This window comes from Desulfuromonas acetexigens (genome assembly GCF_900111775.1).
Taxonomy (GTDB): domain Bacteria; phylum Desulfobacterota; class Desulfuromonadia; order Desulfuromonadales; family Trichloromonadaceae; genus Trichloromonas; species Trichloromonas acetexigens.
Map to the genome: position 1 here is coordinate 164,423 of NZ_FOJJ01000012.1, position 17,831 is coordinate 182,253.

Annotated in this window: 14 protein-coding genes and 2 tRNA genes; 5 read left to right on the forward strand and 11 right to left on the reverse strand. The window is 61.0% G+C overall.

Going from position 1 to position 17,831, the window contains the following annotated elements; genetic code table 11:
• Positions 1-24: 24 nt before the first annotated feature.
• The 4 genes from BQ4888_RS07350 to rnhA all read right to left on the reverse strand — a co-directional run bounded on the left by BQ4888_RS07350 (position 25) and on the right by rnhA (position 3,175).
• Positions 25-1,362: a DUF3422 family protein gene (locus tag BQ4888_RS07350; protein ID WP_092055806.1), complete on the reverse strand. Its 1,338-nt coding sequence runs from the start codon at positions 1,360-1,362 to the stop codon at positions 25-27.
• 86 nt (positions 1,363-1,448) lie between these two features.
• Positions 1,449-2,249, reverse strand: coding sequence for a CsgG/HfaB family protein (locus tag BQ4888_RS07355; protein ID WP_092055809.1), 801 nt, complete (start codon positions 2,247-2,249; stop codon positions 1,449-1,451).
• A 15-nt stretch (positions 2,250-2,264) separates the two neighbouring features.
• The gene (locus tag BQ4888_RS07360; RefSeq protein ID WP_092055813.1) at positions 2,265-2,678 is read right to left on the reverse strand and encodes a CoA-binding protein; all 414 of its coding nucleotides are present in this window, start codon (positions 2,676-2,678) and stop codon (positions 2,265-2,267) included.
• A gap of 41 nt (positions 2,679-2,719) precedes the next feature.
• Complete coding sequence (gene rnhA, locus BQ4888_RS07365) at positions 2,720-3,175, reverse strand: ribonuclease HI (protein ID WP_092055818.1); 456 nt, start codon at positions 3,173-3,175, stop codon at positions 2,720-2,722.
• Between the two features lie 199 nt (positions 3,176-3,374).
• Between rnhA and BQ4888_RS07370 the strand changes: the two genes are divergently transcribed.
• Positions 3,375-5,150 carry a DUF4388 domain-containing protein gene (locus BQ4888_RS07370; protein ID WP_092055821.1) on the forward strand — a complete coding sequence of 592 codons (1,776 nt, stop codon included), beginning with the start codon at positions 3,375-3,377 and terminating at the stop codon, positions 5,148-5,150.
• Between the two features lie 54 nt (positions 5,151-5,204).
• Positions 5,205-6,275 carry a type IV pilus twitching motility protein PilT gene (locus tag BQ4888_RS07375; protein ID WP_092055823.1) on the forward strand — a complete coding sequence of 357 codons (1,071 nt, stop codon included), beginning with the start codon at positions 5,205-5,207 and terminating at the stop codon, positions 6,273-6,275.
• A gap of 179 nt (positions 6,276-6,454) precedes the next feature.
• Here the strand turns inward: BQ4888_RS07375 and BQ4888_RS07380 are convergent.
• From BQ4888_RS07380 to BQ4888_RS07410, 7 genes are all read right to left on the reverse strand, one after another.
• Positions 6,455-6,532 (reverse strand) — tRNA-Glu (locus BQ4888_RS07380).
• A 52-nt stretch (positions 6,533-6,584) separates the two neighbouring features.
• Positions 6,585-6,660, reverse strand: a tRNA-Lys gene (locus tag BQ4888_RS07385).
• A 77-nt stretch (positions 6,661-6,737) separates the two neighbouring features.
• On the reverse strand, positions 6,738-8,030 hold the full coding sequence (locus BQ4888_RS07390) for an adenylosuccinate synthase (RefSeq protein WP_092055825.1): 1,293 nt from the start codon (positions 8,028-8,030) through the stop codon (positions 6,738-6,740).
• Positions 8,031-8,052: 22 nt separating this feature from the next.
• Entirely contained in the window at positions 8,053-9,339 is a 1,287-nt protein-coding gene (locus BQ4888_RS07395) for an ATP phosphoribosyltransferase regulatory subunit (RefSeq protein WP_092055827.1), read from the reverse strand.
• A gap of 63 nt (positions 9,340-9,402) precedes the next feature.
• Positions 9,403-10,986, reverse strand: coding sequence for a phosphoglycerate dehydrogenase (serA, locus tag BQ4888_RS07400; RefSeq protein ID WP_092055829.1), 1,584 nt, complete (start codon positions 10,984-10,986; stop codon positions 9,403-9,405).
• Positions 10,987-11,252: 266 nt separating this feature from the next.
• Positions 11,253-11,453 (reverse strand): cold-shock protein, encoded by a 201-nt coding sequence (locus BQ4888_RS07405; RefSeq protein WP_092055833.1) that lies wholly within the window; start codon positions 11,451-11,453, stop codon positions 11,253-11,255.
• Positions 11,454-11,678: 225 nt separating this feature from the next.
• Complete coding sequence (locus tag BQ4888_RS07410; protein WP_092055837.1) at positions 11,679-13,190, reverse strand: leucyl aminopeptidase; 1,512 nt, start codon at positions 13,188-13,190, stop codon at positions 11,679-11,681.
• A gap of 261 nt (positions 13,191-13,451) precedes the next feature.
• Between BQ4888_RS07410 and BQ4888_RS07415 the strand changes: the two genes are divergently transcribed.
• The 3 genes from BQ4888_RS07415 (at position 13,452) to BQ4888_RS07425 (ending at position 17,797) form a co-directional block, all read left to right on the forward strand.
• On the forward strand, positions 13,452-14,282 hold the full coding sequence (locus BQ4888_RS07415; protein WP_092055839.1) for an MSCRAMM family protein: 831 nt from the start codon (positions 13,452-13,454) through the stop codon (positions 14,280-14,282).
• Positions 14,283-14,633: 351 nt separating this feature from the next.
• Entirely contained in the window at positions 14,634-17,012 is a 2,379-nt protein-coding gene (locus BQ4888_RS07420) for a methyl-accepting chemotaxis protein (protein ID WP_092055841.1), read from the forward strand.
• Positions 17,009-17,797, forward strand: coding sequence for a GPMC system MBL fold metallohydrolase (locus BQ4888_RS07425; RefSeq protein ID WP_092055844.1), 789 nt, complete (start codon positions 17,009-17,011; stop codon positions 17,795-17,797). The genes BQ4888_RS07420 and BQ4888_RS07425 overlap by 4 nt, the downstream gene beginning before the upstream one ends.
• Positions 17,798-17,831: the final 34 nt, after the last annotated feature.

Sequence of the window (17,831 nt, forward strand, 5' to 3'; positions counted from 1 at the left end):
CAAGGAGGCGTTTTTCGTTGAGGTTCAGGAACCGGGGGCGGGAGGTTTTCGTTCCAGGGGATCTTTGATGAGACGGTGCTTGATACGTTGGGTCATCCACCAGACCAGGGTGACCACGGCGGGAACGGAGAGGGCCATGAGCACCCCCTTCTCCAGCCCCCACTCGGCGAGGGGCAAGCCCCCGAAAAGGTAACCGGCCAGGCCGACCATGTAATAACTGATCGCGGCCACCGACAACCCCTCCACCGTTTCCTGCATGCGAAACTGCAAGCGGCCGCGGCGGTCCATGGAAGCAAGCAGGCTTTTGTTGGTCTCCTGCATGGTCAGGTTGACCCGGGTGCGCAGCAGGTCGCCGGCGCGTTCGATGCGCCGGGAGAGATCCTCCAGCCGGGTCTGCACCGATTCGCAGGTGCGCAAGGCCGGGATCAGGCGGCGGCTGAGAAACTCATGCACCGACATATGTTCTTCAACCTCGGTTTCACGGATATTCTGCACCCGGCTGAGGACCAGATCATGGTAGGCACGGGTCGCGCCGAAACGGTAATTGGTTTCGCTGCGAAAGGCTTCTATGCGGGCGGCCAGTTGCGAAAGGCTGTCGAGCAGTTCCCGTTCTTCGCGGGCGCTCTCCAGGGTCGAGAGGCTAGATAAAATAGAGGTCAGGCGATGATCGAGATCGTTCAACTCGGGGGCGATGCGTTTAGCGATGGGCAACGAGAGCTGGGCTAGGAGGCGGTAGGTTTCCAGTTCGATGACGCGCTGCACCAGACGTCCCATCTGGTAATCGTCAATGCCGAGGTTGCGGATGTGAAAGCGACCGAAGCCGTCGCCGTGCAGTTTGAAAGCGGTGCAGAGCTGGGCTTTGCCGCCTTTGGGCAGGCTTAAGACCAGCTTCTGCCCTTCGAAGTAACGATAGAGGGCAGTGGTCTCGCAAGGGGTATTGGCCGCTTCCACCACGAGATGGAAGGCCGCGACCGCCTGCCCGGGCAGGGCATGCAGCCAGTCATTGGGTAAAAGGTTCAGCACCGGCTCAGAGAAGGGTTCCGTGCCTGGCGATTCGGGGGCCATGAAGGTCAGGGCGTAGAATTCCGTATGCCGTTCCCAGCGCACCGTGAACTGACCAAAATTCTGGAGAAAAAATGGGGTTTCCGTCCTTGGCTGGTTGACGCTGTAGCGCCGGCAGAGATCGCGGAGTTGGTTGAAGGAACAGTCCAGTTCAGCGACGGTTGCACGAAAAGCCAGATGCGTCAGCTTCTGCGGGGTTGCCACCAGATGGAAGGGGCGCGCGTGCAGCTCGTCATAGAGCGCATCGCGTAAGGGATGGATGGCAAAGGGGAGAGAGGGAACAGTTTCGGTAGAGGACATGGATGTTGCAGTCTCCCGCCGCGGAAAGTTTCGCGGGCAAATGGCTTTTGGTTCAGGATCTCTCGTGTTGTGGAGTTCTTTCAAAATCAGGGTTTTTTGACACCGTTTTCGAAGCGGACTTTGCCGTAGACCTTGGGGATTCCGAGATTGGTATAGAGGCCCCGCAACTGTTTTCCTCCCAGCAGCACCTCATAAGCGGAAATGCCGAAATTATCCGGCTCTTCAATGCCGCGATAAAAAGCGCTGAGAACACCGTCATGGTACAGCCCCCAGCCGTTAAAGGTCTGGGGGACGTCTCCGGTTTGCGAGTTGTCGACTTCCCAGGTCATCAAATAGATTTCCCGGGCTTTTTCGATATGGATCTCGCCGACATAGTCATCCCCCTGGACTTCGTAGGTTCCTTCCAGGTTCGGTGGGGTCGAATCGGCCTGGGGAGCGGAGGCCCCACCGATGCCTAGGGCCAGTTCGTCGATTTTACGGGGGAAATCGGCATGGGAAGGCATGTCGACTTTAATTGCCATGCGCACTTCGCCGCTCTGAACCTCAATCACTCGGGCGTTGATGGTGTGACTGTCGAACATCTGGCTGAGGCTGCCGAGCAGAATCAGGTCGACGTTGGCCAGCGCACCGATTTTACGTGCCTGGGAATCGTCGGTAATGCCGGTCTGCTCCAGGCGCTGTTCATCGAGGATGGTGTCGAGTTGTGTGCGTTCCACGACCGTGAACCGATTCAATTGGCTGATCATGGTGCGCAGATTTTCCGAAACCGCCAACGCCAGAGTGGGATCGGCGCCGATCGGCCTGAGGTCGAGCACGGCGATCCGCTCGGCCGCGGCCGGCGAGAAGGTTGTCAGTAGAAGGAAGATCAGGGGGCAAAGAAACCGCATGAACTCCCCCTGCCATCAATGATCGTGGAAGCCAAGAACAACCAGCACGCAACTGCCATCGGCGATGACGTTGATGCCGGCCTGATGACAGGCCGCGATCGCTGCCGGGCTTTCCGCGCCGGGCTGCATCCAGATATTGCGGATCACTCCCCGAGCGATGGCCGCATCCACGACCTTTTCGGTTACCGATGGCGGAGTGATGACGGAGATACTCTGGACCGTCTCCGGCAGTTCGTTGACCGACGCCGCGCAGGGCAGGCCTTCGATCTCCTTCTGTGCCGGATGGACCGGAATCGCTTCCCGCCCCGCTTGCAGGTAGCAGCGCAGGACCATGTTGCCGTACTTATCCCGGCGCGGGGAGGCGCCGACCACGCCAAAGGCCGGGGATTCGAGGAAGGTGGCGATTTGCTGATCGATTGTCTGGGACATGGCAAAGCTCCTTGTTGGATTAGAATGCCCTGGCGGGCGGATCAGGCGGCAGTTCGGCCGCGGGCGATGGCGTCGCGAGCCAGTTCGTCACAGCGCTCGTTTTCCGGATGCCCGGCATGGCCGCGCACCCAACACCATTCCACCTCGTGGCGACGGGTGAGTTCCAGCAGCCGTTCCCACAGGTCGCGATTGGCGACATCCTTTTTCTGCGAATTTTTCCAGCCACGCTTGATCCAGCCGTGAATCCATTCGGTAATGCCTTTTTTGACATATTCCGAATCGGTCGTCAGTCGCACTCGGCAGGGGCGTTTGAGGGCGGCCAGGGCTTCGATGGCGCCGGTCAGTTCCATGCGGTTGTTGGTCGTTTCCGGGGCATAACCGGAAAGTTCCTTAAGCGTGCCGCCGTAGCGAAGCAGGGCGCCCCAGCCGCCCGGGCCGGGGTTGCCGCTACAGGCGCCGTCGGAAAAAATTTCAACGAAGTGTTCGCGGGAGGTCATGGTGTCCTGAGGTCGGGAGTGGATGAAATACGGCTCTCAGCATAGCACAGCCTTTTAGGCAAAACCAGCGCAAGGGGGCTTTCCCCGCCCGATTCCCGCCGCCGTTGTTGCAATGCCGCAGGCTTTGCATTAAATTGTCAGAATCCATTTAAAAGGCTGAACACGACACTTTCTTCATGCACCTTTACCGAGGCTGCCCATGTCCTTTTCCGGCGAACTGGAACACTTGCCCATCGTCGATGTCATCCAACTCCTCCATTCCTCCCGCAAGACCGGCACCTTGTGTGTCCGTGGCGGGCGCGGAGAATGTCAGCTGGTTTTTAACGAAGGCTATATCACCAGCGCTAATCACGCCAATACCAGCGTGCGCATCGGCAAAATTCTGGTCGATATGGGCGCGATTTCCCGCGAGGACTGCGATGCCGCGCTGAACGGCCAGCAGGATGCCGGCGTGGCGCGTAAGCCGCTGGTCGCCACGCTCATCGAGGAAGGGGCGTTGAAGAAGGAGGACGCCTACCGGGGGCTGCGCACCCTGATCGAGATGACAGTGGTGGAGATGCTGCGCTGGACCAAGGGAACTTTTACCCTGGATGTGCACAGCGCGGTGATTTCTGACGAATACCGTTATTTCCCGGAAATGCTCCATCAGGAAATCAACCTCGATACCCAGCGGGTGCTGATGGATGCCCTGCGCATTTTCGACGAGGAGAACCGCGACGGAGAAGGGGAGGAGCCGGCTTGGGAAGAGGATGAGTCGGTTGACGCTGCCTTCGCTGCGGAGCCTTCGGCCGCGAGCAGCGCTATCGAACTGTCCGCCGACGATCTTGGATTGGGGGAGCTCGATCAACTGGAACGGAAAATTCCCGAGGTTTTCGCCAGCATCGAAGTGGTCGATCCCGGCGCGGCCCATCGCAAGCTGCTGGACGATCTCTGGCCGGCCGCCGGTGCCGCCGACCGGGGGCGAATGGTCGATTTCTTGACCCGCCTCGTGCCCTCGGCGGGAAGCGATTTCGACGGTGGCAGCCGCGGCGTGGTTTTTTGCGGTCGCGACCGCCTCGTCCGGCACGGCGTCATGACCATTTGCAAATCCCTCGATATTCTCAGTTTTACCACCGACGATGAGGGGGATCTCGACCTGATCCTGGAGCAGTCCCTGCGCAAGGGGATGGTGCCGCTGCTGATGCTCGGCGCGCCGGACGAAGAGCTGCCGGGGTGGACCGCGCTCGACCTGATCCGCCTGCGCCGGCAGAAACGGGCCCGTTTCCCGCAACTGCCGGTGCTGCAACTGGCGTTGGAACAGGACGGGGATTTTGTCCTCCAGTCCTATCAGGACGGTGTCCTGGCGGTCATTCCCCGCCCCCGCGAGCTTGCCGCCGGTGGCGAGGTTGGACCGATGATCTGGTTTTTCGAGGTGCTGCTCGCCTATCTGCGCGACTACTTTGCTCAGCGCCGGAATCTCGCCGCGAGTGACCTCGGCAACGATCTGCTCATCTTGCGCGGGCTCCGTGATGCGCCGGAACTTTCCCAGGTGTTGCTGCAGCGGCTGAGCGAATTCTTTCCACGGGGGTTGACCCTGATTGTGCGCGGTGGTGAACTGCTCTCCGAAAAAGGGGTCGGGTTCCTCCCTGGGACGGAGCGGAGTCCGGCGCCGGTGCCGCGTTTCACGGTGGTTCCGTCTTCCGACGGGGCGTTGCGCCAGGTGTTGGCCAGCGGCCAGCCCTTTTGTGGGCCGCTCGCCGATGCGGCGCTGGAAGAGGTGTTGCGGGAACGACTCAGCGCACCCCGCGATCCGGCGGCTCTGCTGCTGCCCATCGTCAGCCGCGGACGAGTGATCGCCGTTATTTACGGGGACTTTGGCGACGGCGAGGCCAGGGCCGTCCCTCTCGATTATCTGCAGGTACTGGCCGCCCAGGCCGGACTGGTGCTCGAAAACGCCATCTACCGTCGGCAGTTGGAGAAGAACGCCGGTCACTAGCTCCGGGCGTTTTCCGCTTAAGCCGCGATCTCAGGCCCCTGAAGGGATGTGTCCATGGATATCAAAACCCTGAATCAGATACTGGAAATTTCGTTTGAGAAACGGGTTTCCGACGTGCACTTCGAAGTGGATAATCCGCCTTTTTTCCGGGCGCGCGGCCAGCTTCTCCGCTCCAAGTTACCCCCTTTGACCGCCGACGATACCGAGTTTATCGCCAAGCGGATCCTTGAACACAACGGCCGGCCTTTGGGGGATGGTTTCAAAGAATGCGACGCCTCTTATGCTCTCGCCAATGGCGGGCGCTTTCGGGTCAGCATCTTCCGGCAACGGGGGGTGTTCGGGGTGGTCATGCGCGTCATTCCCCCCACCGTCGGTTCTTTCCAGGATCTCAAACTGCCGCCGGTTCTCGAAGAGATCGTCAAGGCCCCCAACGGCCTGATCCTCGTCACCGGCCCCACCGGCAATGGCAAATCAACGACCCTGGCGTCGATGTTGCGCTTCATCAACGAGAAATACAGCTACAACATCATTACTATCGAAGATCCCATCGAATTTCTCTTCGCTTCCAACAAGAGCTGCATTATTCAGCGCGAGGTCGGGATCGATACGGAGAGTTTCGGCGATGCCCTGAAGGCTGCCCTGCGCATGGACCCGGATGTCATCATGGTCGGCGAGATGCGCGACCTGGAGACGATCGACGCCTGTATCAAAGCCGCCGAGACCGGGCATCTGGTCTTCTCGACCTTGCACACCCAGAACGCCGCCTCGACCATCAACCGGGTCATTGGGCATTTTCCTCCCGATGCTCAGGAGATCGTTCGTCAGCGCCTCGCCGACATGTTGGTCGCCACCGTTTCTCTGCGTCTGATCAAGGACAAGAGTGGCGAGAACATCCTGCCGGTGGTGGAAGTGATGCGCTCCACCACCACCATCCAGGCCTGTATCCGCGAAGGGCGGCTCGACGAAATTGAGCAGAACATCGAAAAGGGGCGGGCCCAGTATCATATGCAGAGCATGGATCAGCACCTGATCGAGCTCTGCAAGAAGGACATCATCACCATCCACGAGGCCAAGCGCGTCTCCCGCTCTATGGACCTGGACCGCAAGCTGAATTTCACCGCCTGAGGTGAAGTGGCCAAGGTCCGTGGCTCCGTCCCCGTCACTATTCCCCTGTGGGACAAACCAAAAGCCCCGTCGAACTGAATTCGGCGGGGCTTCAACTTGGGGTGCGCCAGAGGGGTTGTCCGCTTCAGTCGGAGAGAAAGAAAAAGCCCCTCTGTTTGCACAGAGAGGCTTTTTCAATGTGGCGTCCCCAGGGGGATTCGAACCCCCGTCGCCGGCGTGAAAGGCCGGTGTCCTGGGCCAGGCTAGACGATAGGGACTTAACCTTCAAGTCCCTGCGGGAAATGACCCCGCAGGATGCTGCTTTTAAAATGGTGAGCCGGGGGGGGATCGAACCCACGACCATCTGATTAAAAGTCAGATGCTCTACCGACTGAGCTACCGGCTCACAAGAGAAGCCAATTTATAAAGGAATTGCTTTTTTCAGTCAACCCTTTTTTGCGTTTTTTGGAAAAAAAGCTCTTTTCAGGCGAAGGGGTTTTTAACCTGAAGGGTCTGGTCGCGGCGCGGGCCGACGGAAACCAGAACGACCGGGCAGCCGGAGACCTGTTCGAGTTTCTTCAGGTACTCTTGGGCCTTCTTTGGCAAGGTTTCAGAGCTGGTGGCCTCGGCCAGGGAGGCGTTCCAGCCCTCGATTTCTTCGTAAACGGGTTTGCACTCCTTGAGCACTTCGAGATCCTGGGGGAAATCTTCGAGAAGTTGGCCGCGATAGGAGTAGGCGGTGCAGATCTTGATGGTTTCCAACTCGTTGAGCACGTCCAGCTTGGTGATGGCGAGGCCGGTCATGCCGTTGGTACGGACCGCCTCACGCAGGGCGACGGCGTCGAACCAGCCGGTGCGGCGAGGGCGGCCAGTGGTGGCGCCGAACTCTTGACCGACCTGGCGCAATTTTTCCCCCATCTCGTCATCGAGCTCGGTGGGGAAAGGGCCTTCGCCGACGCGGGTGACATAGGCCTTGGAGATGCCGATGACGGCGTCGATGAAGCGCGGTCCGACGCCGGTGCCGGTACAGGCGCCGCCGGCGATGGTTGACGAGGAGGTGACGTAGGGATAGGTGCCGTGATCAACGTCGAGCAGGCTCCCCTGGGCTCCCTCGAAGAGGATATTTTTTCCTTCGGTGATGCTCTGGTTGAGGAGCTTGGAGGCATTCCCCAGATATTTCCCGAGCATTTGCCCGTAGGCGGTGTATTCGTTGATGATCGCCTCTTCGTCGAGGGGCTGACCACCGAGGAGTTTTTCAAGAATGAGATTCTTCTCCGGTAGTAGTTCCTTGACCTTGCGGGCGAAGATTTCCGGATGCAGCAGGTCGATGAAGCGGATGCCGCGCCGGCCGATCTTGTCTTCGTAGGTGGGGCCGATGCCCCGTCCGGTGGTGCCGATCTTGCGGGCACCCGAGTTGCTTTCACGGGCGATATCGATGGCCTTGTGGTAGGGCATGATGATATGGACGTTGGCATCCACCACCAGCTGGCTGTCGTTTTTCAGGTAGCCCTTTTTCTTGAGCCGATCGATTTCCTCAAGGAAGACCTTGGGGTCGAGGACGACGCCGTTACCGATGATACAGCGCTTACCCTCGTGCAGAATACCGGATGGGATGAGATGCAGCACGGTTTTCTCGTTGCCCACCACCAGGGTGTGCCCGGCGTTGTTCCCCCCCTGGTAGCGCACGACATCATTGGCGTATTCGGTATAGATGTCGACGACCTTGCCTTTTCCTTCATCGCCCCACTGGGCGCCTACGACGATTACGTTGGCCATGTCTGAGTTGTCTCCTGATGGATTAAAGAGCAAAATCCTCGGCGAGGATCTCCTGGTAAGCCAGTTTGCGGCGCGACTGGTCGGCCAGGTTGATGAGCTCAAGTTCCTCGCGATTTTCTCCGGCGCAGAGGATGAAACGGAAATTCATCTTTTGCGCGTAATTGATCGATTCTTCCAGCCCCCGGGCGATGATGTCGCGGGCCGCCGAATAGCCCTTGGCCCGTAAAGCCCTGGCGATCTGCTGGGCACACTCCTTGTTGCTGCCGGACTGGAAAATCAGTACGTCGGTCTGATGCGCGGCGACGGCGTCCAGTTCCCGGTCGAGGGCGAAAAGAAGATTGAGCAGGTTGAAAGCGAAGCCGGTTGCCGGCGCCGGATAACCGTAGCGGGCGGTAAGATTGTCGTAGCGGCCGCCGAGACAGACCGCCCGGCCGATGCCGGTGAGAAAACCCTGGAAGGTCAGGCCGGTGTGATAGTCGAGCCCGCGCAGTTCGCCCAGGTCGAAGGTAACATGGTCTTCGACGCCGTAGACGGTGAGAATGTCGAGGACTGTGGCGAGGTTGTCGAGAGCCCGGCGCGATCGGTCGTTCGTCACCACGTGCGAGGCCTTCTCCAGCACTTCCCGGCCGCCGAAGAGGCGGGGCAGGGCGAGAATTTCCTCGCGGGCGCGGTCATCCAGCGGAGCCGTTTCGAGCAGAGCCTTGAGGCTGGAACTATCCTTGCGGGCGATAGCGCCACGCAGTTCCGCGGCTAGGGAGTCGGGCAGGCGCTGGTCGGCCATGACGCCACGAAAGAATTCGACCTGGCCGACATCAATGGTGAACTCCTTGGCGCCTAAGGCCTGCAGGCATTCCACCGCCATGGCGATCATCTCGGCGTCGGCTTCCGGGCTGTCCAGACCGATCATCTCGACCCCGGCCTGGAAAATTTCCCGGTCCTTGCCGACCTGCTGCTCGGTATGGCGCAATACCCTTCCGGTGTAGCAAAGGCGCAGGGGCAGGGGGACATCCTTCATGCGCGTGGCGACGATGCGCGCCACCTGCGGGGTGATGTCGGGGGTGAAGGCGACCAGTTTGCCGCTCTGGCGGTCGTCGAAGCGGAAGGTCTTGTCTCGCAGTCCGGTGCCGAGACCCCGTTCGAGAACCTCCAAATATTCCAGGGATGGGGGAACGATGGGACGGAAGCCCCAGCGGGAAAAAACTGCCAGAAGGGTGTTTTGCAGAAACTCGATCTTGGCAGCCTTGATCGGGAGAAAGTCCTTGACCCCCTTGGGCAGAATGGCCTCAAGCGAGGGATTGTCGACGGTCATAAGTAACGGGATCCTTTTGCGATTTTCTTTCCGTGCCCGAACCCTTTGGCGGGCTCGACGAAGTCAGATCTGTACCTGGACGGCTGAGAGGATATGCTCGTTGCCGCGCAGTTCGTCAATCACGGCATCGGAAATCCGGCTGTCCACATTGAGCAGGGAGATGGCCTTGCCCTGGATCTTGCGGCGGGAAAGATTCATCATGGCGATGTTGATGCTGTGCTGGGCCAAAGTCTGGCCGACGAAACCGATGACGCCCGGGCGGTCGTCGTTGTGCAGGATCAGAATGTGCCCCTCGGGGAGAGCCTCGACCTGATAGCCGTCGACCCGCACAATACGTTGGTCGTCGTCGGCGAAGACCGTGCCGCACACTGAATGCTCGCCATCATCGCCGGTGACCTTGACCTGGATCATGTTGGAAAAACCTTCGGCCATGTTGCTCTTGGCCTCGGTGACGCGAATTCCCCGTTCCCGGGCACGCTGAGCGGCGTTGACGAAGTTCACCAGGGAGCCGACCATGGGAGTCAGGACCCCCTTGAGCACGGCCATGGTCAGCGGCTCGATGAGAAAAGCGGTGACCGCCCCAGAATATTCGATGGAAATCTGGGTGATGCCCCGGCCGCAACGCTGTGCCTGGAAGATGCCGAGGCGTTCAGCGAGCTGCACGTAGGGACGGATCAGCGCCATCATCTCGGCATTGACCGAGGGAACATTGAGGGCGTTGACAACGATCCCTTTCTGCAGGAAGTCGACAACCTGATGGGCGGTCTGGACGGTCACGTTCACCTGGGCGTCGCGAGTGGCGGCGCGCATCTGCGGCGTGGCAATCACCTGGTCGAGCTGGAGCAGGGGGTGGTCCTTGCCCGGCGGCTGGTTAGCGAAGACGTCCAGGGCCGCGCCCGCGACCCGGCCGTCGCGCAGGGCTTCGGCCAGAGCTTCCTCGTCGATCAGGCGGCCGACCGCACAGTTGATGATATAACAGCCGCGCTTGACCTTGTTTAGCGCCTCGTCCCCGATGATTCCTTCGGTTTCGAGGTTCAGGGGCAGATGCAGGCTGATGAAGTCGGAGCGGGCGAGCAGGTCGTCGAATTCGACCAGCTCGGCGCCGAGTTGGCGGGCCAACTCTTCGGAGATGTAGGGATCATGGACAATGACCCGCATGCGCAGGGCGAGGGCCCGTTCGACCACCATGCGCCCGATCTTGCCGGCGCCAATGACGCCGAGGGTACGGCCGCCGATGTCGAGTCCCAGATATTTGTAGCTGTCCCATTCTCCGGAGCGGGTGGCGGCATAGGCCTGGGGAATCTGGCGGGCCAGGGCCAGGAGCATGGCGATGGTATATTCGGCCATGGTCGTGGTGCTGCCGAAGGGGGTGTTCATGATGACCACCCCTTTGGCGTTAGCGGCCACCAGGTCCATGTTCTCTACACCGATTCCGGCGCGGGCGACGACCTTGAGGCAAGGGGCGGCGGCGAAGACCGCTTCGGTCACCTGGGTGCCCCCCCGAACCACTAGCGCATCGACATCGGCCACGGCCTCCAGAAGCTCTTCCTCGGTCATGCCGGGACGATACTTGAGGCTGAGGCCTTTGGCGTTCTCAAAAATTTTCAGGCCTTCCATGGAAAACTTGTCGGTGACGAGGACCTTCATGGTTTCCACTCCGGATGATTGGCGGGCATGGCAAGCGGCTCCTAGGCATTTCGAACGAGGTACGGTAGCAAGACCGGCCCTTTCTGTCAAGGTCAAACCGGGGTCGCTCGGGATTGGGAAATAAAAGCTAAAACAGGAAGATAGCCGGTCAGGGGAGGGGTGACGAAGGGTGAACGAAGCGGCGGTGAAAGGGGGCCGGACGCCCAGACATAAAAAAGCTCCGCGAAGGGCTTCGCGGAGCTTTTGAGATTCGGAGAAGCCTGGTATCAGATTTTGACGATGTTGGCGGCCTGCGGACCTTTCTGGCCTTCGATCACGTCAAACTGGACCCGCTGACCCTCGGCCAGGGATTTGAAGCCATCGCCGCTGATCGCCGAGAAATGGGCGAATACGTCGGGGCCGTTATCTTGCTGAATGAAACCAAACCCTTTTGCGTCGTTAAACCACTTGACCGTTCCTTCTGCCATCTTCCTGTGCTCCTTTTTGTCTTTCCGGGCGACCGGTGTTGAAATAGCAAGTCCCGGCGGCCCGAAGCCCGCGATAAACCTCCCACCGCGTGGGGTCGGGCGGTTGCTGGCGAGGCACGGCCCTGCTCTTCCGGAACTTGGCAGAAACGCTAGCATATAAATACCGGGCTGGCAACCGTGTTTTTTATGCTTTTTATGTGAGAATCCAGGGTATTTGCTCTGGATTCAGGAGGTTTTCGCCGGGTGCAGTCCGTCGCGCAAATACTGGATCAGTAGACGTACACCGACCCCGGTCCCGCCTTGGGTGCGCCCGGGTACCCCCTTTTCCTCCCAGGCGGTACCGGCGATATCGAGATGCGCCCAGGAAAAGTCCTCGGCGAAAGCCTGCAGAAAAGCGGCGGCGGTGATCGTTCCCGCCGGACGTCCGGCGGTATTCTTCAGGTCGGCCACTTCGCTCTTGAGCAGCTTGGCGTATTCTTCCCAGAGGGGGAGTTGCCAGAGACGTTCGCCGCAGCGTTCTCCGGCGTTGCCTAAGGCGCGAATCAGGCCGTCGTGATTGCCGAGAACGGCGCTGGCCTCATGCCCGAGGGCGATGATACAGGCGCCGGTGAGGGTGGCGATGTCGATGACCGCCCGCGGGGCGAAACGCTTGGCGTAGGTCAGGGTATCGGCCAGAATCAGGCGCCCTTCGGCGTCCGTATTGAGTACCTCGATGGTCTTGCCGGAGAGGGAGGTGAGGATGTCGCCAGGACGGATGGCGCTCCCCGAAGGAAGGTTTTCCACCGCCGGAACCAGGCCGACCAGGTTCACCGGCAATTGCAGCCGCGCCGCTGCCGACAGGGTGCCGAACACGGCCGCGCCACCGGCCATATCCATCTTCATCTCGTCCATCTTCTCCGCCGGTTTCAAGGAAATGCCGCCGGCGTCGAAGACCACCCCCTTGCCGATGAGGGCGATAGGCTGTTGCGTTTCCCCTGCGCCGCGATATTCAAGGACGATCAGGCGCGGTTCGCGGACGCTTCCCTGGGCGACCCCGAGTAGGGCGCCGAAACCTTCCCGCTCTAGTTCCGGACGGTCGAGCACGGTGCAGTCGAGGCTGGTTTCCTCGGCCAGTTTCCGGGCCCGGCGCGCCAGTTCCTCGGGGGATTTGACATTGCCCGGTTCGTTGACCAGGTCACGGGCGAGAATGACGCCCTGGCAGATCGCTTCCGCGACGACCGCGCCCGCTTTGGCCTCCTTGACCTGGTCGCGCCGGGGGACGCGCAGGGTCAGCTTGAGCGGGGCCGGCAGGGGCTTCTCGCGATCCTGGCTGCGATAGCGACGGAAGTGGTAGCCGGCGAGGATGACCGCTTCGCCGGCGAGTTGGGCGAGATCGCTCACGGGCAATTGCCGGGCGGGGAGGCTGGCGAGGTCAAGGGCGCAGGCGCGCAGCCCCCGTTCATGAAGAAAGGCCGCCGCCCCCGCCAGCTCCCGACGCAGGTCGAACTTCCGCTCGCGCGCCGGGCCGAGGCCAAGGAGAAGGATGCGCTCGGCGGGGAGGTCGGGCGGGTGGAGCAGCAGTTTTTCCCCGGCCTTGCCGCGAAACTCCCTGTCGCGAAAGGCGCGGCTGATCGCGCCGGCGAGATGGGCGTTGAGCGCCAAGATTGCCGGGGAGGGACGGCGGCTTTCATGGATGCCGAGGATCAGGCAGGGGGTTTTCAGTTCCAGTGGGGCGGCGCTGCTGACGTGAATGTCCATGGGACGCTTCCTTTCATGATGTGGCCAAATTCCCGGCCATTCTAGCGGCCCCCCGGACCCTTTTCAATCTTCGACCGAGCGTGGTCGGTTTTTTTGACCCGGCCCGTGTCGTGTTTTTGACAAGCGCTGCCAAGCCGGTACAATACGACGATAACCGAGGAAATCAGAGCGAGTTTTTCTTGATCCTCGTTTCTTCACCCTCGTCCGTTGTGGAACTAATAGGCCCATTTGCTTTTCAGCGCGATGTGCAGGAGGCGACTCATGGCTCGAAAAGTTACCTTGATCTGGGGTTTGCTGGCGTTGCTGCTCGTTGCCGGGTGCGCCGGACCCGCCCGACAGAGCTCCGAACGCTGGATCGATGAATATGTCCAGCGGGACGGCAAGACCGGAATCGATGGTCGGGTCTATCGCAAGGATGACGGTTCGCCGATCGCCGGCGCCTACGTCAATATCTATCCCGATGCCATCTCCAACCTGCTTGGGCCGTCGATGTACATCTCCCTGCCGACGGACGGAGAGGGGCGCTATCATCTCGACGTTCCTCCCGGTACCTACTATGTGGTGGCGCGTAAGCGACTCAGCGGGCGCTCCATGGGGCCGCTCTCCCCCGGGGATTATTATTCCGAGCACCAGCGGGTTCTGGTAGAGGTCAAGGCCGGCAAGCTGGCCGTCGCCGACCTGCCCTTGGTCGCCATCAAGGCGCCGATGTTCTTCAAGAAGGGGCTGGTCGATGTCCAGGGCGATACCGGGATTCGCGGGCGGCTGGTGGACGCCGAAGGGCGCCCGGTTCCCGGCGGTTTTGCCACGGCCTATGACGACGCCGAGATGCGCCGCCTGCCCGATCATGCCTCGACCCTCTCCGATGAAAAGGGCAACTTCACTCTCTATCTGCCCGAGGCGGGAACCTACTATCTCGGGGCGCGGATTCATGCCTGGGATATGCCCCGGCCCGGCGAGCCCCACGGTCGCCTGGGGGGGGAGACACCGACGCCGATCGCGGTAGAAAAAGGGGCCTTCGTCGAGGATGTCGTCATTGAAATGCATCCTTTTGTCGGGGAATACCAGGCTGGCAAGAGTCGCCGCCCGCTTTGATTGCCGGCGCCTTTTGCCGTAGAAATCGGTAGACACGCCCAGCGGCTCCATCGGAGGCTTTCCGGTGGAGCCGCTGGGCGTTTTGGCGGTGAGAAAAGCGGGAATGATTCTTGCTTTTAATCCAAGGATGTCTTTTTTCCCGGATCGATCCCGGCGGGGGACGGAACGAGTACAATCGATCGTCTCCTGAGGATTCCCGCCGCCACCGCCGGGATTAGCCGTTGCCCATGCCCTTGTAAAAGTGCTATTTTTACGGGAAATGGCGGTTGTGACTATTCCTGGGGGTACGTCAAGGGGCGCTGTCGGCGCCCGTTCCGTTCTTTCGCCACTAATACCTGAGAGAGTGTCGCAATGTTTACTTCGACGAGTCTGCGCTGGAAAATCCTCTTCGCTCTGATCGGCCTTTCCGTGGTGCCGATGGTGATCGCCCTGCTCATTTTGCTGAATTCGGTCTCCGGCCAATTCGACCGGACCCTGGAGCAGCGGGCCGATGAACTGGCGGGGTTCGTGCGCAATACCATCGCCTACTCGGAGAATGAGGCCGGCAATTACGTGCGTCTGACCAGTCAGACTCCGGATCTGGTCAACTCCATCTATTTCGCCAGCTCTCCCGAGGAGATGCTCGATATCGGCACGGTTATCGAAAATGCCCAGCAGGTTTTCCATTTCGACCTGCTGCAGGTGCTCAATGCCGAAGGCGAGCTGTTGCGCAGCAGTGTGCATTCCGATCACCAGGGGCTGGAGGTCGAGCCGCTCAAGGATCATGTCGTGGTTCAGTCGGCGTTGGCCAACCGTGGTGCCAAAGGGATCGACCAGATCGCCGGGCATCCCGCCATCGTCACCATTTCCCCCATCACCTTTCATAACAACCCTATCGGCTATCTCCTCGGCGCGGTCTTTCTCGATGACGATTACGCCAAGAAGATCAAAGGGATTGCCGGCTCGGATCTGGCCTTTTACAGCCGTTCGGGGAAGATTACCTCTTCCCTCGACGAATTGCGTGGCCTGCGCGCCGAGGATTATCAGGGGCGCGAGAGCTGGTCGGCGACGCTTGGGGAAACGCCGTACAGCATCCATCATTTCACCCTCAGCGACGAGGGGGAGGGCATGATCCTGGCCCTCGATCGCTCGGAGATGGTGGCGGCCCGGCAGCAGACGCGAAACCTTTTTCTCGCTATTCTCCTCGGAGTCGGCGCCTTGGCGCTGGTTGTCGGTATCGGTATTTCCCGCAGCATCGTCCGTCCCCTTTCGGCGGTGGTCGGCAACCTCAAGGAAATGGCTGAAGGGGCGGGGGATCTGACCAGTCGTCTGGAAGTGCAGTCGAAGGACGAGGTCGGCGCCCTGGCGGGCAACTTCAACCAGTTTCTCGGCCGTCTGCAGGAGATGGTGCGGCGCCTGCAAGTGGTGCGCGTCGACCTGGGCGGGGCCGCCCAGCGCATCCGGGGTTCGGCGGGGCAGGTCAACGAGGGAGTGAACCACTCCTCCCGCTCCATCGAGGAATGTCATACGGCGATCCAGGGGATCGAGCAGACCCTGGGTGGCATCGCCGAGAGCACCGGCACCCTGGTCACGGCGGTGGAGGAGAGTTCCTCGGCGACGCTGGAGCTCGGCTCGACCATCGAGGAGATCGCCGAGCAGATGGAAAATCTCTTCGCCACGGTCGATGAGGTCTCCAGCTCCATCAACGAAATGTCCGTGTCGAGTCAGCAGATCATGGAGAATGTGGAGATTCTTTCCTCCTCCACGGAAGTGACGGCCTCCTCCATTACCGAGATGGATGCCGCCATCAAAGAGATCGAGGAAAATGCCGAAATGACCAATCGTCTCTCCGAGGCGGCGGCCAACGATTCGCAGCTGGGCAAGGAAGCGGTCGACTCCACCATTCAGGGAATTGGCGCCATCCGCGAAATGGTCGACGGGGCGAGTCGGGTGATCCGCGACCTCGGGCACCAGTCCAACTCCATCGGTAACATTCTCAGTGTCATCGACGACGTCGCTGACCAGACCAGCCTGCTGGCTTTGAACGCCGCGATCATCGCCGCCCAGGCCGGCGAGCACGGCAAGGGCTTCGCCGTGGTTGCCGATGAAATCCGGGAACTGGCCGAGCGGACCGCGGTTTCGACCCGGGAAATCGGCGGCATCATCGGCAATCTGCAGGGCGGGGTGAAGGAAGCGGTGAAGGCGATGGATGCCAGCAGCGAGCGGGTTCACCAAGAAGTGGCCCGTTCCCAGGTGGCAGGCGAGGCTCTGGAAAAGATCCGCAACAGCACCCTCAAGGCGACAGACCAGGTGCGCGGCATCGTTCGTGCCACCCAGGAGCAGGCGCGGGGCAGCCAGCAGATCACCGGCTCAATCAACCAGATCTCCTCGATGCTCGGGCAGATCGCCTCGGCGATCAAGCAGCAGACGGCGGGGGCTCAGCAGTTGGCCCACGCTGCCGAGTCGATGCGCGCCATTGCCTCCCACGGCAAGCTCAGCACTTCCGAGCAGGCCAAAGGGAGTCGCCAGATCAATACCAGTATGGAAAATATCAGCCTCATGATCGAGCGCATCGATGAGGCGACCCGCGAACAGACCAGCCGGGTCCGTCAGGTTTTGGAAGCGGTCGCCAGCCTGCGCGATGTCGGGGAGAACAATGCCCTGCGCGCGGCCGAGCTCAACCAGGTCGTGGAAAGCTTGACCCGGCAGACCGCCGCCCTCGACGAAGAGGTCGGCGCGTTCAAGGCATGAGCAGGCGCGCCGTCACTGTGACCATTCTCGGCTCCGGCACCAGCACCGGGGTGCCGGTGCCGGCCTGCACCTGCCCGGTCTGCTGTTCCCGGGAACCGCGCAACCAGCGCACCCGCTGCAGCATCCTACTCAGTTTCGACGGCCACAACATCCTCATCGACACCTCCACCGACCTGCGTCAGCAGGCCCTGCGCGAAGGCATCACCCATGTCGACGCGGTCCTCTTCACCCACACCCACGCCGACCATGTCAACGGCATCGACGATCTCCGCCCCTTCAATCTGGCCTCGGGGTCGGCCATTCCCATCCACGCCTGCGCCGAGGATCTCGCCGTACTGCGCCGGGTCTTTGCCTATATCTTCGAGAATGATGACGAGCCCGGCTATCGCCCCCGCCTATGCGCACAGGAGATCAGCGCAGGCTTTTCCCTTTTCGGGCTGCCGATTCTCCCCCTGCCGCTGGTCCATGGCCCGGGGCGTTCCCTCGGCTACCGCATCGGCCCCTTCGCCTACCTCACCGATTGCAGTTCCGTTCCCGAGGCGACCTTGGAGTTGCTCGCCGGAATCGATATCCTGATCATCGACGGTCTGCGCTTTCGCCCCCACCTCAGCCACCTGAGTATCGCCCAGGCTCTGGCCGTGGCCGAGTGCCTCGGCGCCGGGCGCACCATCCTCACCCATCTCAGTCATGACGTCGACTACAGCCGTCATGCCCCGCTCCTCCCCACCGGTACCGAGCTGGCCTACGACGGTCAGCGCCTGGTCTTCACCCTGCCCAACCCCTGACGTCTGCCCCCTTTTTCCTTGCCGTGCCCCGGAC

What these genes read in the sequence shown, in the direction of transcription:
- BQ4888_RS07360 (WP_092055813.1), bottom strand. Translation starts at nt 2,678, where the DNA reads ATGTCCCAGACAATCGATCAGCAAATCGCCACCTTCCTCGAATCCCCG.
- BQ4888_RS07375 (WP_092055823.1), top strand. Translation starts at nt 5,205, where the DNA reads ATGGATATCAAAACCCTGAATCAGATACTGGAAATTTCGTTTGAGAAA.
- BQ4888_RS07390 (WP_092055825.1), bottom strand. Translation starts at nt 8,030, where the DNA reads ATGGCCAACGTAATCGTCGTAGGCGCCCAGTGGGGCGATGAAGGAAAA.
- serA (WP_092055829.1), bottom strand. Translation starts at nt 10,986, where the DNA reads ATGAAGGTCCTCGTCACCGACAAGTTTTCCATGGAAGGCCTGAAAATT.
- BQ4888_RS07370 (WP_092055821.1), top strand. Translation starts at nt 3,375, where the DNA reads ATGTCCTTTTCCGGCGAACTGGAACACTTGCCCATCGTCGATGTCATC.
- BQ4888_RS07350 (WP_092055806.1), bottom strand. Translation starts at nt 1,362, where the DNA reads ATGTCCTCTACCGAAACTGTTCCCTCTCTCCCCTTTGCCATCCATCCC.
- BQ4888_RS07395 (WP_092055827.1), bottom strand. Translation starts at nt 9,339, where the DNA reads ATGACCGTCGACAATCCCTCGCTTGAGGCCATTCTGCCCAAGGGGGTC.
- BQ4888_RS07420 (WP_092055841.1), top strand. Translation starts at nt 14,634, where the DNA reads ATGTTTACTTCGACGAGTCTGCGCTGGAAAATCCTCTTCGCTCTGATC.
- BQ4888_RS07410 (WP_092055837.1), bottom strand. Translation starts at nt 13,190, where the DNA reads ATGGACATTCACGTCAGCAGCGCCGCCCCACTGGAACTGAAAACCCCC.
- BQ4888_RS07405 (WP_092055833.1), bottom strand. Translation starts at nt 11,453, where the DNA reads ATGGCAGAAGGAACGGTCAAGTGGTTTAACGACGCAAAAGGGTTTGGT.
- BQ4888_RS07355 (WP_092055809.1), bottom strand. Translation starts at nt 2,249, where the DNA reads ATGCGGTTTCTTTGCCCCCTGATCTTCCTTCTACTGACAACCTTCTCG.
- rnhA (WP_092055818.1), bottom strand. Translation starts at nt 3,175, where the DNA reads ATGACCTCCCGCGAACACTTCGTTGAAATTTTTTCCGACGGCGCCTGT.
- BQ4888_RS07415 (WP_092055839.1), top strand. Translation starts at nt 13,452, where the DNA reads ATGGCTCGAAAAGTTACCTTGATCTGGGGTTTGCTGGCGTTGCTGCTC.
- BQ4888_RS07425 (WP_092055844.1), top strand. Translation starts at nt 17,009, where the DNA reads ATGAGCAGGCGCGCCGTCACTGTGACCATTCTCGGCTCCGGCACCAGC.